This is a genomic window from Streptococcus sp. 3613 (assembly GCF_013277375.1).
GTDB lineage: Bacteria > Bacillota > Bacilli > Lactobacillales > Streptococcaceae > Streptococcus > Streptococcus pseudopneumoniae.
The window spans coordinates 1-12,765 of sequence record NZ_VMMV01000130.1 but is presented as its reverse complement, the minus strand read 5'-3'; the positions used below and the strand labels follow the sequence as shown (position 1 = coordinate 12,765).

General features: G+C 39.6%; 18 protein-coding genes and 2 pseudogenes. 16 read left to right on the top strand and 4 right to left on the bottom strand.

The window, feature by feature from the left end; translation table 11 throughout:
- Positions 1–91: 91 nt before the first annotated feature.
- The 8 genes and pseudogenes from HT708_RS11315 (at position 92) to pdxT (ending at position 5,138) form a co-directional block, all read left to right on the top strand.
- Entirely contained in the window at positions 92–340 is a 249-nt protein-coding gene (locus HT708_RS11315) for a hypothetical protein (protein ID WP_000777026.1), read from the top strand.
- A 23-nt stretch (positions 341–363) separates the two neighbouring features.
- Positions 364–942 (top strand): phosphate propanoyltransferase, encoded by a 579-nt coding sequence (gene pduL, locus HT708_RS11310; protein ID WP_000405172.1) that lies wholly within the window; start codon positions 364–366, stop codon positions 940–942.
- Positions 943–961: 19 nt separating this feature from the next.
- Positions 962–1,420 (top strand): hypothetical protein, encoded by a 459-nt coding sequence (locus HT708_RS12075; protein WP_212750464.1) that lies wholly within the window; start codon positions 962–964, stop codon positions 1,418–1,420.
- 422 nt (positions 1,421–1,842) lie between these two features.
- Complete coding sequence (locus tag HT708_RS11300; RefSeq protein WP_078374384.1) at positions 1,843–2,211, top strand: PqqD family peptide modification chaperone; 369 nt, start codon at positions 1,843–1,845, stop codon at positions 2,209–2,211.
- Positions 2,212–2,420: 209 nt separating this feature from the next.
- Positions 2,421–2,592 (top strand): annotated as a pseudogene (locus HT708_RS12070) (IS630 family transposase); the annotation flags it as partial.
- Positions 2,593–2,787: 195 nt separating this feature from the next.
- Positions 2,788–3,472, top strand: a pseudogene (locus HT708_RS12065) (transposase); the annotation flags it as partial.
- Positions 3,473–3,680: 208 nt separating this feature from the next.
- A complete protein-coding gene (gene pdxS / locus HT708_RS11285) occupies positions 3,681–4,556 on the top strand; it encodes a pyridoxal 5'-phosphate synthase lyase subunit PdxS (RefSeq protein WP_000138526.1) in 876 nt (291 codons plus the stop codon).
- Positions 4,557–5,138, top strand: coding sequence for a pyridoxal 5'-phosphate synthase glutaminase subunit PdxT (gene pdxT, locus HT708_RS11280; protein ID WP_023937432.1), 582 nt, complete (start codon positions 4,557–4,559; stop codon positions 5,136–5,138). It abuts the gene before it with no gap.
- Positions 5,139–5,377: 239 nt separating this feature from the next.
- On the opposite strand, the gene HT708_RS11275 is transcribed toward pdxT, so the two are convergent.
- Together HT708_RS11275 and HT708_RS11270 are read right to left on the bottom strand one after the other, a co-directional pair.
- Complete coding sequence (locus HT708_RS11275) at positions 5,378–6,025, bottom strand: hemolysin III family protein (protein WP_001097999.1); 648 nt, start codon at positions 6,023–6,025, stop codon at positions 5,378–5,380.
- Positions 6,022–6,468 (bottom strand): DUF1836 domain-containing protein, encoded by a 447-nt coding sequence (locus HT708_RS11270; protein WP_000858721.1) that lies wholly within the window; start codon positions 6,466–6,468, stop codon positions 6,022–6,024. Before HT708_RS11270 ends, HT708_RS11275 begins: the two co-directional genes overlap by 4 nt.
- A 134-nt stretch (positions 6,469–6,602) precedes the next feature.
- Between HT708_RS11270 and HT708_RS11265 the strand changes: the two genes are divergently transcribed.
- The 7 genes from HT708_RS11265 to trxB all read left to right on the top strand — a co-directional run bounded on the left by HT708_RS11265 (position 6,603) and on the right by trxB (position 10,957).
- Positions 6,603–7,097, top strand: a complete 495-nt coding sequence (locus tag HT708_RS11265) for a GNAT family N-acetyltransferase (protein ID WP_000405855.1) — start codon at positions 6,603–6,605, stop codon at positions 7,095–7,097.
- Positions 7,097–7,615: a methylated-DNA--[protein]-cysteine S-methyltransferase gene (locus HT708_RS11260; RefSeq protein ID WP_023934081.1), complete on the top strand. Its 519-nt coding sequence runs from the start codon at positions 7,097–7,099 to the stop codon at positions 7,613–7,615. The genes HT708_RS11265 and HT708_RS11260 overlap by 1 nt, the downstream gene beginning before the upstream one ends.
- Before the next feature lie 5 nt (positions 7,616–7,620).
- Positions 7,621–7,977, top strand: coding sequence for an arsenate reductase family protein (locus tag HT708_RS11255; protein WP_023934080.1), 357 nt, complete (start codon positions 7,621–7,623; stop codon positions 7,975–7,977).
- A 157-nt stretch (positions 7,978–8,134) separates the two neighbouring features.
- Positions 8,135–8,935 carry an amino acid ABC transporter permease gene (locus HT708_RS11250; RefSeq protein WP_001103446.1) on the top strand — a complete coding sequence of 267 codons (801 nt, stop codon included), beginning with the start codon at positions 8,135–8,137 and terminating at the stop codon, positions 8,933–8,935.
- Positions 8,935–9,678 (top strand): amino acid ABC transporter ATP-binding protein, encoded by a 744-nt coding sequence (locus HT708_RS11245; protein ID WP_000590965.1) that lies wholly within the window; start codon positions 8,935–8,937, stop codon positions 9,676–9,678. Before HT708_RS11250 ends, HT708_RS11245 begins: the two co-directional genes overlap by 1 nt.
- 77 nt (positions 9,679–9,755) lie before the next feature.
- Entirely contained in the window at positions 9,756–9,980 is a 225-nt protein-coding gene (locus HT708_RS11240) for a DUF4059 family protein (RefSeq protein ID WP_000926599.1), read from the top strand.
- 65 nt (positions 9,981–10,045) lie between these two features.
- The gene (gene trxB / locus HT708_RS11235; RefSeq protein WP_000272299.1) at positions 10,046–10,957 is read left to right on the top strand and encodes a thioredoxin-disulfide reductase; all 912 of its coding nucleotides are present in this window, start codon (positions 10,046–10,048) and stop codon (positions 10,955–10,957) included.
- Between the two features lie 38 nt (positions 10,958–10,995).
- On the opposite strand, the gene rlmB is transcribed toward trxB, so the two are convergent.
- Entirely contained in the window at positions 10,996–11,724 is a 729-nt protein-coding gene (rlmB, locus tag HT708_RS11230; RefSeq protein ID WP_000855765.1) for a 23S rRNA (guanosine(2251)-2'-O)-methyltransferase RlmB, read from the bottom strand.
- 44 nt (positions 11,725–11,768) lie between these two features.
- On the bottom strand, positions 11,769–12,380 hold the full coding sequence (gene def, locus HT708_RS11225; protein WP_001272952.1) for a peptide deformylase: 612 nt from the start codon (positions 12,378–12,380) through the stop codon (positions 11,769–11,771).
- Positions 12,381–12,488: 108 nt separating this feature from the next.
- On the opposite strand from def, the gene HT708_RS12060 reads away from it, so the two are divergent.
- Positions 12,489–12,692 carry a hypothetical protein gene (locus tag HT708_RS12060; RefSeq protein WP_240156224.1) on the top strand — a complete coding sequence of 68 codons (204 nt, stop codon included), beginning with the start codon at positions 12,489–12,491 and terminating at the stop codon, positions 12,690–12,692.
- The last annotated feature ends 73 nt before the right edge of the window (positions 12,693–12,765 follow it).

Here is a 12,765-nt window from a genome sequence, read left to right as displayed (position 1 = left end):
CTCGACATGGCTGTGCCCCCTCTTTGATGTAATCTAATGCTCGCTGTTTAAAATCTGTACTACATGCATAGCTTTATTATAACATGCTTGTTTGAAACTAAGCGACTATAAAATATTAGCAATAAGCTTATTTAGAGATTTTAATATAGGAGGTGAAAAATATAGAGCAACAAACTTTTATATCTATACTTTTGTTGAGAACTTAGAAAGTATAGGAGATAAACCGTCACAATGGAACTCTGATTTGAATCATTTACTCAATGAAGAGGGTATGTATCTGAATAAAGAGGCTTTGATTCATTTTGAGTATAATGAATCAGAAAAAAATATGGTATTATAAATAGGAAAAGGAGATAAATTATCATGGAAATTAATCAAGTAATCATTAACATTTCTGCTAGACATGTTCATTTAAAGAGGGAACATTTAGATATTTTATTTGGTGAAGGATACCAACTAAACAAGTTAAAAGATTTGTATCAGCCTGGTGAATTTGCTGCTGAAGAACAGGTTACAATTCAGTCGGCATCTGGCGAGATTAATCGTGTCAGGGTATTAGGACCAATTCGTCCTTATACACAAGTTGAGGTTTCTAAAACAGATTCTAGATTATTAAAGATAACTCCACCAGTACGTACTTCGAGTGAGATTGAAAACTCTTCACCGATTACCATTATAGGACCTAATGGAAGAGTTAATTTAGATGAAGGGTGCATTATTGCTAATAGACATATTCACTTTGCCACAGAAGAAGCTGAGGAAATGGGTCTTAAAAATGGAGATATAGTTTCTGTTGAAGTAAAAAGCGAAAAAAGTGCTACTTTGCATGATGTTCATTGCAGAGTGAGTGATAAATATAGATTGGAAATGCATATTGATACTGATGATGCGAATGCACTTCTTTTATCAGGAGGTGAGATTGGCACGATTATAAAAGAGTAGAAATGGAGATTATCGAAAGTTGATTAAGGCATTAATAATTAGAAATTTTCAAATGTATACTAGATTTTTTCCAGTAGCTCTATTCCTGAATCGATTGTTAGATGCCATTTTTCAGCTTTTAGGGTATTGGTTAATTGCTCATTATCTTTTTAATAACAAATTAGTAGTTAGTCAAGTAGAAGTGATTGATTATTTTACTTTCGCTGCTGCTGGGATGCTTTACTACAATGTTGCTGTTGCTATTTTGATGAATGTAGGGCGTTCATTGATGGTTGAGGTTCGAGAGGGAACCTTGGAAAGCTTATTTATAACTCCATATAGTATTTTCAGCTATTATATAGGCGTGTTCATTGAACAGCTTGGAAGAACTTTTATGGAGTTTTGTTCACTTTTTATTATTTCTATTTTGCTCGGTGCAAAGTTCATGGCAACTCCAATATCCTATTGGCTGTTGAGAGTTATGTTGTTATTGTTTTAATATCATTTTCTATGAGTGTTTTTGTTGCTAACATAATGCTCTGGTTAAGAGATACATTTATAAGTCAGAATACGTTATTTATTTTGATATTTTTAGTATCTGGTGTTACATTTCCTAGGACAGTGCTTCTTGATTTTCTAAAATGTGTTGGTGATTTATTACCAATTACTTATGGCTTAGAGATAGTTAGACTAATATCTTCTGGAGATTTGGAATCGCTTCAACTATGTCTATTGATTTTTAAAGTTTTACTTCTCTCATTAGTTTTTATTGTGATTGGCTTGCTCAGTTATAAAAAGATGGAGAAGAAAGTGATCGAATATTTAACAATTTAGGAGAATTCCGATGTTAGAAGTAAAAAATGTATCTAAAAGTTATCTTACAAAAACGAAGATTAATTTACTAAAAAGAAAAAGTAAGCTATTAATAATGTTTCATTAAAAATTCCAAGAGGAAAAATAATTGGAGTTTTAGGAGAAAATGGGGCAGGCAAAACAACCTTAATAAAAATGATGACAACGCTTCTAAAACAAGATTCAGGAGAAATTACAATTAATGGAATTGATATTAATGATAATTTAAAGGATACTCGAAGTAAAATCAATGTTATAAGTGATGGAGAGAGAAATCTTTTTATATGGTCTAAAATTGATACTTCAATTTCATATGACCACTTATTGAGAAAATTAACATCTGAATATGATGTATCAGAGAAAAAAGCAGATAAAGACTTGAAAAGAATTATTAACCAATTTAGTGAACTTGAGTTTGTTTCAGTTAAGGGAGGTTAATGTTGCTTTTTCTGAAATATATTTAATGCTTATATCGAAAATACTTAGAAAAGTCTTGAAGTTTTGTGGCTCTTTATCAACTTGTAGTGGGGTGATGAAAAGAGTGGTTAATACTAGACATACTTCAAAAAGCATTGTACGATAGTAACATGAAATTAGCTAAACAAGAAATCACCTTTCTCTTTAAAGACCTTACTAAGCCTCTAACACAAAGTCTTCCAATCGTTCTGCTTTGTTTGATGGGAAAATCCTATCAAGAGATGATAGAGCGTCTAGACTGTAGTTTGGTGAAATTTAAAGAAGGATGAGGAGTTAGGTTCGGACTCTCTCCTTCAAGAAAGACGTGGTGGTTGTAACCACGTTTATATGACAGTCAAGGAATAGATAGTTTTCCGGTCATTTGAAAACTTCAGAGGAAGAGGAAGTTGTTACAGTAGATTTCCTGCAAAATCTAGATTGAATTGTAATAAAAATGAATTCATTGCTTATAACGTACCGGACTAGGATATACAGGCCGTTGTAGGACAAGTGTTCTAGAGATTGTTTCTCAGGAGGTTTAGTGATACTCCATTTCTTCAGTCCTATCAAAAGGAGATTAGTCGTTCCTACACAGGTGATGCTTTCTGTCAACTGTTGAAGCGACATAGCTGGCGCACTGTTGCCCTAGATCCTAAGAAAGCAGGCGCTCAAACCATTGCCGCGTCTAAACATCCCATCTCTATTCAAGAAGGTAAGAAAACGCTTTAAAGATAGTAGATGCTTTCGTAAGCTTGGGTTCATGCATCAAAGATGAGGCTGGTTTCGGATAGGCAGTAAACTAGGATCTTGTTAGCCACCTAAAGGAATAGGTCCTCCTGTCCATAGTCATTCCGTGCATGAATTCTCTTACTGTTAGAGAGCTGTTGATGCTTATAGAGGAGCATCCTTTTTCCTGCTTGCCGGAGGATGCCATACTGAATGGAGGAAAGCTTGTTTACAAGAACTGTCACAGGCCTATCCAACTGATTTTATTTTACTAGTCATGGATCATGCCCTAGGGCATCCATCAAGTAGCTTAACTATTCCAAATCATATTGGCTTTCCCTTTATTCCCCCATACAGGCCAGAGATGAATCCTATTGAACAGATGCAGAAAGAGCTTGGTGAAGGTGGCTTCCAGAATAAAGCATTTCAAACCTTGGAAGCTGGCATTGATACATTTCAAGAGATCATACAAGGATTAGAGAGGAGTGTTGTAAAGTCCATCGTTAAAAGAGAATGAACCAGAATGCTTTTTGAAAATAGATATGAGTATTAGTTGAACTGCCCTATGCCGAACGGCACCTACGGTGGTGTGAGAGGGACTAGTCTTAGCCCCTACTCGATTCAATCTGTACCCACACAATTCTTCTTTTTTTATCTTGTGATTCACTCTGTTCTATTTTAAAATGAAATGGTAGCTACCAATATAAATGATGAGGATAAAACAAATGACTGAAAATCGTTATGAATTAAATAAAAATTTGGCACAGATGCTCAAAGGTGGGGTTATCATGGACGTTCAAAATCCTGAACAGGCTCGTATTGCAGAGGCTGCTGGTGCGGCTGCTGTTATGGCTTTGGAGCGGATTCCAGCTGATATTCGTGCAGCTGGTGGTGTTTCCCGTATGAGTGATCCAAAGATGATTAAGGAAATCCAAGAAGCGGTTAGCATTCCAGTGATGGCTAAGGTTAGAATCGGGCATTTTGTTGAAGCTCAGATTTTAGAGGCTATTGAGATTGACTATATCGATGAGAGTGAAGTTTTATCTCCAGCTGACGATCGTTTCCATGTGGACAAGAAAGAATTTCAAGTACCTTTTGTCTGTGGAGCTAAGGACTTGGGGGAAGCCTTGCGTCGTATCGCTGAAGGTGCTTCCATGATTCGTACTAAAGGAGAACCGGGTACAGGAGATATTGTCCAAGCTGTTCGCCATATGCGTATGATGAATCAGGAAATTCGCCGTATTCAAAACCTACGCGAGGACGAACTTTATGTTGCTGCCAAGGAATTGCAAGTCCCTGTAGAATTGGTTCAATACGTCCATGAACATGGGAAATTGCCAGTTGTAAACTTCGCAGCTGGAGGCGTTGCAACGCCAGCAGATGCTGCACTTATGATGCAATTAGGGGCAGAGGGTGTATTTGTCGGTTCAGGTATTTTTAAGTCAGGCGATCCTGTTAAACGAGCGAGTGCCATTGTTAAGGCTGTGACTAACTTCCGTAATCCTCAAATCCTAGCTCAAATCTCTGAAGATCTAGGAGAAGCTATGGTTGGTATCAATGAAAATGAGATCCAAATTCTCATGGCTGAGCGAGGAAAATAGATGAAAATCGGAATATTGGCCTTGCAAGGTGCCTTTGCAGAGCATGCAAAAGTGCTAGATCAATTAGGTGTCGAGAGTGTTGAAATCAGAAATTTAGAGGATTTTCAGAAATCTCAGAGTGACTTGTCGGGTTTGATTTTGCCGGGTGGTGAGTCTACAACCATGGGCAAGCTCTTACGAGACCAGGACATGCTGATTCCCATTCGAGAAGCCATTCTATCTGGTTTACCAGTATTTGGAACCTGTGCAGGCTTGATTTTGCTGGCTAAGGAAATTACTTCTCAGAAAGAGAGTCATCTAGGAACTATGGATATGGTGGTCGAGCGCAATGCCTATGGGCGCCAATTAGGAAGTTTCTATACGGAAGCAGAATGTAAGGGAGTTGGTCAGATTCCAATGACCTTTATCCGTGGTCCAATTATCAGCAGTGTTGGAGAAGATGTAGAAATTCTAGCAACAGTGAATAATCAAATCGTTGCAGCCCAAGAAAAAAATATGTTGGTAACTTCTTTTCATCCTGAATTGACTGATGATGTAAGCTTGCACCAGTACTTTATAAATATATGTGAAGAAAAAAGATAGTAAAAAAGCGCAAAAAATCACTTCCTGTGCTATACTATAATTGAAATTTTTTTAGTTTTTGCGTTAGAAATGTTTCCTCAGTCCTAGCGCCTTTTCTTTTTGATAAGTATGCTTGGTGGAGAGTAGTTTGTAAATGATTCTGAAGATCTTATGAGCACAAGCAATGACGGCTTTCATATTGCTTCCTCTTTAGGAAATTCGATTATAAAACTCTAAGCAGGCTCTGCCTGCTTAGAGTTTTACATGTAATAAACAATGGCGATGTATTGGAGTGCGGACGCAGCTAGGATAAAGAGATGCCAAATCATGTGGAAATAAGGTTTTTTCTTGGCGTAAAATCCAGCCCCAACTGTATAAGAGAGTCCGCCAGTTACCATGAGACTCCAGAAAATTGGTGTCGTTTGACTGATAATGGCAGGAATGATAGCCAGAACCAACCAGCCCATAATCAGGTAAAGAGCAAGGCTAAATTTTTCATTGACTTTTTTAGCAAGGATTTTATAGAGAATACCAAAGATGGTCGTTCCCCATTGGATAGCAATAATCAGATAGCCAAACCAGTTATTCATCAAGGTTAAGACGACTGGCGTATAAGAGCCTGCGATAGCCACATAAATCATAGAATGGTCAATAATTCTCAAGACGTATTTGTGGGTCGAACCATAGGCCATAGAGTGGTAAATGGTGGATGAGAGGAACATGAGAAAGAGACTGATAACGAAAATGGAAACGCCGATAGAGGATAAAAAGCCATGTGCTTCGTAACTATAGGTGGATGAAATAGGGAGTAAGATGAGCATGATGACTGCACCCACAGCATGGGTCACACTATTAGCAATCTCTTCTCCGAAACTGAGTTGTTTGCTGAGTTTAAGACTAGTGTTCATTGGATTACCTCCTCTTGAGTATGATGGATTAAGGCTAGGGTTTGATGATAGAGTTTAACGGTTTGGCAGCTGGTTTGGATGATAGGGTTAGCTGGGTCAATTCCTTGGTTCATGTAGTTCACAAAAGCATCGTAGAGTTGCTCTGAACTTGCTTGACTTTGTAGAGTATTCAGTGTCTGAGCGATTTCTTGAATCGAAAATACAGACTTGAGGGTTGTGATAGCAATCAGACGGGCAATCTGTTGACGTTGGTATTTTTTCTTGTCAGGTTTTGTCAGGTAACCATGTTTGACATAATTGTTAACCATAGATGCTGTCAGGCCTTTGTCTTTATCAGGAGAGATAGGGGCACAGACCTGATTGACATAGAGTAAAACCTGGTCCAGATAGAGGTCAATATTTGGAATTTCTGCCCATTTTGGGTAGGAAAAGGTAGTTTTCATTTTCAACTCCTTTTTATCTAGTTTTAATAACTAGATTATAAAATAACAAAAACAGAAAGTCAAGTTTTAACTGCTTGTAGAAAGACTTAAATTATGCTAGGATGGGAGAAACTAGTCAGAAATGAGGAGAAAAGATGGAGATTCGTTTAGCTTTTCCAAATGAAGTAGATGACATCATGCAAGTGATGGAGGATGCTAAAAAATGTTTAGCGGATGCTGGTAGTGACCAGTGGCAAAATGGTTATCCAAATGCTGATATTATTATTGAAGATATTATCTCAGGTCAAGCCTATGTAGCCTTGGAAGAGGGAGAACTACTAGCCTATGCTGCTGTGACCAAGAGTCCAGAGGCAGCCTATGAAGCCATTTATGAAGGCAACTGGCAAGTTGGGGAGTCAGAGTACCTAGTCTTTCACCGTATTGCTGTGGCAGCAGATGTGCAGGGACAGGGAGTTGCTCAAACCTTTTTAGAGGGCTTGATTGAAGGTTTTGATTATCTAGATTTTCGCTCAGATACGCATGCTGAAAACAAAGCTATGCAGCATATTTTTGAAAAACTCGGTTTTAAACAGGTTGGTAAGGTTCCAGTTGATGGCGAACGCTTGGCCTATCAAAAATTAAAGAAATAATGCAAAAGAAGTATGTAAAAATGCTCTATTCTTCGCCGATTGGCTCCCTTTCTCTCGTAGCTGATGACCATTATTTGTATGGAATTTGGGTTCAGGAGCAGAAGCATTTTGAGAGGGGACTAGGAGATGAGACGATAGAAGCAGTTGTTAGTCATCCCATTTTAGACCCAGTTATTACTTGCTTAGATGCTTACTTTAAAGGCAAGCCTAAGGATTTATCCGACTTGCCCTTGGCTCCAATTGGAACGGATTTTGAAAAGCGAGTTTGGGACTATTTACAGGGAATTCCTTATGGTCAGACAGTGACATATGGGCAAATAGCCCAAGACCTGCAAGTGCCTTCTGCTCAAGCAATTGGTGGAGCGGTAGGACGCAATCCTTGGTCTATTCTAGTACCTTGTCACCGTGTGCTGGGAGCAGGCAAGCGTCTGACTGGTTATGCCGCAGGAGTGGAAAAGAAAGCCTGGCTCTTGGAGTATGAAGGCGCAGATTTTAAAGATATAAATAATAGAAAGTGAAAGACATGTTAGAATTTATCGAATACCCAAAATGTTCAACTTGTAAAAAAGCAAAACAAGAATTAAACCAACTCGGTGTGGACTACAAAGCCGTCCATATCGCCGAAGAAACACCTAGCCAAGAAGTTATTTTAAACTGGCTGGAAACCTCAGGGTTTGAATTGAAGCAATTTTTTAACACCAGTGGAATCAAATACCGTGAATTAGGGTTAAAAGATAAGGTAGGAAGTCTGTCAAACCAAGAAGCAGCTGAGTTGCTAGCAAGCGACGGCATGTTGTTAAAACGGCCAATTTTAGTAGAAAATGGAACTGTTAAACAAATCGGTTATCGAAAACCTTATGAAGAATTGGGATTGAAATAGTTTTTACTTATCTCTCTGATAGATAAAATATATAACCTCCCTGTTTTAAAGTATGATAAACTAGTAGGTAGACAAAGACTGTATCTGACCGTAGCAAATAATTTCATTGACGGCAGAAGTATGGTAGAATGAATCATTATCAGGAGAGGATGTTTTTATGAATGTTACAACGATTTTAGCATCAGATTGGTATCAAAACTTGATGCAATTGATTCCGGATGGCAAGCTTTTTAGCTTGCGTTCGGTCTTTGATGGAATTCCGAGAATTGTTCAACAACTTCCAACAACGATTATGTTGACAATTGGTGGTGCCTTTTTTGGCTTGGTTTTGGCGCTTCTTTTTGCCATTGTGAAGATCAATCGTGTCAAGATTTTATATCCCTTGCAGGCCTTCTTTGTTAGTTTCTTAAAAGGGACACCGATTTTAGTGCAGCTCATGTTGACCTACTACGGAATTCCTTTGGCTTTGAAAGCTCTCAATCAGCAATGGGGAACTGGTCTCAATATCAATGCGATTCCAGCCGCTGCTTTTGCGATTGTCGCCTTTGCCTTTAATGAGGCAGCTTATGCTAGTGAAACCATTCGTGCAGCCATTCTCTCAGTTAACCCTGGTGAGATTGAGGCGGCACGCAGTCTGGGTATGACCCGAGCGCAAGTTTATCGACGAGTGATTATTCCAAATGCAGCAGTTGTGGCAACTCCAACCTTGATTAACTCCCTCATCGGCTTGACCAAGGGAACTTCCCTAGCCTTTAGTGCGGGTGTTGTGGAAGTCTTTGCCCAAGCTCAGATTTTGGGTGGTGCCGATTATCGTTATTTTGAGCGCTTCATCTCCGTTGCTCTTGTTTATTGGGTAGTCAATATCGGAATTGAGAGCCTTGGTCGTTTCATCGAGAGAAAAATGGCTATTTCTGCACCAGATACAGTGCAAACAGATGTGAAAGGAGACCTTCGTTAATGATTAAGATTTCGAATTTAAGCAAATCCTTTTCAGGACAGACTGTCTTGGATCATCTGGACTTGGATATTCAAAAAGGGGAAGTTGTAGCCTTGATTGGTTCTTCAGGAGCTGGAAAATCAACCTTTCTTCGCAGTCTCAATTATCTTGAAACACCTGATAGTGGCTCGATTCAGATTGATGATTTCTCGGTTGATTTTTCTAAAATCACTCAAGAAGAAATCCTTGCCCTACGTCGCAAGTTATCTATGGTATTTCAGCAGTTTAATTTGTTTGAGCGCCGTACAGCACTTGATAATGTGAAAGAAGGCTTGGTTGTTGTCAAGAAATTATCTGACCAAGAAGCGACTAAGATTGCCAAGGAAGAGTTGGCTAAGGTTGGGCTTTCTGATCGTGAAAACCATTACCCTCGCCATTTATCAGGTGGACAAAAGCAACGGGTTGCCTTGGCGCGTGCGCTTGCTATGAAACCAGATGTCTTGCTCTTAGATGAACCAACTTCAGCCCTTGACCCAGAATTGGTCGGTGAAGTAGAGAAGTCTATTGCAGATGCTGCTAAGTCAGGTCAGACCATGATTTTGGTCAGTCATGACATGTCCTTTGTAGCCCAAGTGGCTGATAAGATTCTCTTCTTAGATAAGGGGAAAATCATCGAGTCTGGAACACCAGATGAGATTATCCACCATCCTAAAGAAGAGCGGACAAAAGAATTCTTCGCTAGTTACAAACGGACTTATATTTGATATAATAGATAAAGAAAAACTCAGTTAGCTGGACTAGCTGAGTTTACTCTTTAAAAAAGATAGAAATGAGAGAAATCATGCTACTGCAACTATTTTCTTTATATTTCGAGAGTTTGATCTTAACCACCATCCTCGTCCTGATTTTTTTAGGAATTTGGATTGGACTGAGAGCCATGTCGGGAGTTGATAAGACAGCCAAGGCTCGCCAAGCCCATCTCTATGATATGATTATGATTGGGGTCTTGGTTGTTCCAGTATTATCCTTTGCGGTTATGAGTTTAATTCTTGTTTTCAAGGCATAATCCTTGCGTGATTGACAAGAAAGAGTTAGAATAAAGATAGTTACAACAAGAAAGAAGGAAACTATATGTACGATACTATTATTATCGGTGCTGGACCTGCAGGGATGACTGCAGCCTTGTATGCTGCTCGAAGCAATTTGAAAGTAGCTTTGATTGAAGGTGGTCTGCCAGGTGGTCAGATGAATAATACATCTGATATCGAAAATTACCCAGGATATGCTAATATTAGTGGACCTGAATTGGCAGAAAAGATGTTTGAACCGCTTGAAAATCTCGGTGTTGAGCACATTTATGGATATGTTGAAAATGTCGAAGACCATGGTGATTTTAAGAAAGTGATGACTGACGACCAAACATATGAAACTCGTACCGTTATCGTAGCAACTGGTTCTAAACACCGTCCTTTGGGAGTACCTGGAGAAGAAGAACTGAACAGTCGTGGTGTTTCTTACTGTGCCGTGTGTGATGGTGCTTTCTTCCGTGACCAAGATTTGTTGGTAGTTGGTGGTGGAGATTCAGCTGTTGAAGAAGCCCTCTTCTTGACTCGTTTTGCTAAGACTGTTACCATTGTTCACCGTCGTGACCAACTTCGTGCTCAAAAGGTTTTACAAGACCGCGCCTTTGCGAATGAGAAAATCAGCTTTATCTGGGATTCTGTAGTGAAGGAAATCAAGGGTGAAAACCGAGTAGAATCTGTCGTATTTGAAAATGTGAAAACAGGTCAAGTGACAGAACAAGCCTTCGGTGGCGTCTTTATCTATGTTGGATTGGACCCTCTTAGCGATTTTGTTAAAGAATTGAATATCCAAGATCAGGCAGGCTGGATTGTGACAGATAACCACATGAAAACTGCAGTTGACGGTATCTTTGCAGTTGGAGATGTTCGCCAGAAAGACCTTCGCCAAGTAACAACAGCGGTTGGAGATGGAGCTATCGCTGGTCAAGAAGCCTATAAATTTATCACAGAACATAGTTAATCATAAAAAAGTTTCCAATCAGATGACTGGAAACTTTTTTATAGTCTGTTTCGGAAAACTTCGTACATGAGAATGGCCGCAGCAACACTGGCATTAAGGCTTTGAACATGGCCATTCATGGGAATGGTAATCATTTCATCGACCTGTTTTTTAATGTTGCTAGAGATGCCTTTTCCTTCATTTCCGATGATGAGGGCGATTTTCCCTTTTGTATTCCACTTATGGCAAGGAGTACCGTTCATATCCGTTCCAAAGGTCCAGAAGCCTTCATCCTTGACTTTGTCCAGAGTTTGGCTCAGATTGGTCACTCGGGCGATGGGAACGTGCTCGATAGCACCTGTGGCCGTTTTGGCAACGACGGGGGTAACACCTACAGCACGGTGCTTGGGAATGATGACACCTGAAACATTGGTCGCATCGGCTGTTCTCAGGATGGATCCTAGGTTGTGAGGGTCAGTCAAACCATCCAGAATCAATAGCAAAGGATTTTCTTCTTGGCGTGTTTTGGAAAGGATGTGATCTAGCTCGCTATAGGCAAATTCGGACACTCGTAAAACAAAACCTTGGTGGACAGCACCTTCAGTCATCTCAGAGAGGGATTTTTTTGAGGTCCAAGAAATGGACACCTTCTTTTCTGTAGCCAGTTCCTTGACTTTCTCAAGATTCTTACCTCGGAGATTTTCTTGGAGGTAGAGTTTGTTTCCAGTATTTGCAAGGAGGGCTTCGGTAACGGCGTGGACGCCATAGACAATATCATTTGTTTTCATGCCTCTATTATAACACAAAACCCCGTCTTGCAACGGGATTTTCTTTATTCTAGAATCAGTAAACCATCTTTAACTGCAAATGGGTCTTTTTCATTGATACGATCGTAAAACATGATACCGTTAATGTGGTCAATTTCATGCTGAACAACAATGGAGTTGTAGCCTTTGAGTTTGATACGGTGTTTTTCTCCATCTTTGTCAAAGTAGTCAACAGTAACGCGGGCATGGCGAACAACATAGCCAGGCACGTTGCGGTCTACAGACAGGCAACCTTCTCCTTCACCAAGAGCAGCGTCTTGAACAGAGTGAGAGACGATTTTTGGATTGTACATAATGGCTTGCAAGTCGTAGGCTTCCTGCGGAGTTTCGCCTTCTTCAACAATATTAGGTACCAAAACAGCGATAATGCGTTTTGAGATATCCAATTGAGGAGCAGCCAGTCCAACCCCACCGCGGAGTCCCAATTTTTCAGCCATGACAGGATCTTGGGAATGTTTAAGGAATTGCATCATCTTTTCGCCAAGGATGATTTCCTGATCAGATAAGGGGAAAGTAACTTCCTCAGCAACTGCGCGTAGAGTTGGGTTCCCCTCGCGGATAATATCGTTCATATCAATTAAGTGAGCAGCTTTTGTAATACGTTCTATTGCAGACATTTTCTCTCCTTTCATTACCTCTACATGATAACACAAAATGACAAGGATTGAAAGTATTATAGCCTTTAGGATTTATAGAAAATAGATAGGAAGTTCAATTCATACTCAATGAAAATCAAAGAGCAAACTAGGAAGCTAGCCGCAGGTTGCTCAAAGCACTGCTTTGAGGTTGTAGATAGAACTGACGAAGTCAGCTCAAAACATGGTTTTGAGGTTGCAGATAGAACTGACGAAGTCAGCTCAAAACATGGTTTTGAGGTTGCAGATAGAACTGACGAAGTCAGTAACATATATACGGCAAGGCGACGTTGACGCGGTTTGAAGAGATTTTTGAAGAGTATGAAACGAAAAGGAGGTAGGTCATTGTACTAGCCTCCTTTTGATA

Bases quoted from the DNA above. Each gene is read 5' to 3' on its own strand.
- pdxT (WP_023937432.1), top strand. From the start codon at position 4,557: ATGAAAATCGGAATATTGGCCTTGCAAGGTGCCTTTGCAGAGCATGCA.
- HT708_RS11260 (WP_023934081.1), top strand. From the start codon at position 7,097: ATGCAAAAGAAGTATGTAAAAATGCTCTATTCTTCGCCGATTGGCTCC.
- pduL (WP_000405172.1), top strand. From the start codon at position 364: ATGGAAATTAATCAAGTAATCATTAACATTTCTGCTAGACATGTTCAT.
- HT708_RS12060 (WP_240156224.1), top strand. From the start codon at position 12,489: ATGAAAATCAAAGAGCAAACTAGGAAGCTAGCCGCAGGTTGCTCAAAG.
- HT708_RS11240 (WP_000926599.1), top strand. From the start codon at position 9,756: ATGCTACTGCAACTATTTTCTTTATATTTCGAGAGTTTGATCTTAACC.
- rlmB (WP_000855765.1), bottom strand. From the start codon at position 11,724: ATGAAAACAAATGATATTGTCTATGGCGTCCACGCCGTTACCGAAGCC.
- HT708_RS11245 (WP_000590965.1), top strand. From the start codon at position 8,935: ATGATTAAGATTTCGAATTTAAGCAAATCCTTTTCAGGACAGACTGTC.
- def (WP_001272952.1), bottom strand. From the start codon at position 12,380: ATGTCTGCAATAGAACGTATTACAAAAGCTGCTCACTTAATTGATATG.
- HT708_RS11255 (WP_023934080.1), top strand. From the start codon at position 7,621: ATGTTAGAATTTATCGAATACCCAAAATGTTCAACTTGTAAAAAAGCA.
- trxB (WP_000272299.1), top strand. From the start codon at position 10,046: ATGTACGATACTATTATTATCGGTGCTGGACCTGCAGGGATGACTGCA.
- pdxS (WP_000138526.1), top strand. From the start codon at position 3,681: ATGACTGAAAATCGTTATGAATTAAATAAAAATTTGGCACAGATGCTC.
- HT708_RS11250 (WP_001103446.1), top strand. From the start codon at position 8,135: ATGAATGTTACAACGATTTTAGCATCAGATTGGTATCAAAACTTGATG.
- HT708_RS11275 (WP_001097999.1), bottom strand. From the start codon at position 6,025: ATGAACACTAGTCTTAAACTCAGCAAACAACTCAGTTTCGGAGAAGAG.
- HT708_RS11270 (WP_000858721.1), bottom strand. From the start codon at position 6,468: ATGAAAACTACCTTTTCCTACCCAAAATGGGCAGAAATTCCAAATATT.
- HT708_RS11265 (WP_000405855.1), top strand. From the start codon at position 6,603: ATGGAGATTCGTTTAGCTTTTCCAAATGAAGTAGATGACATCATGCAA.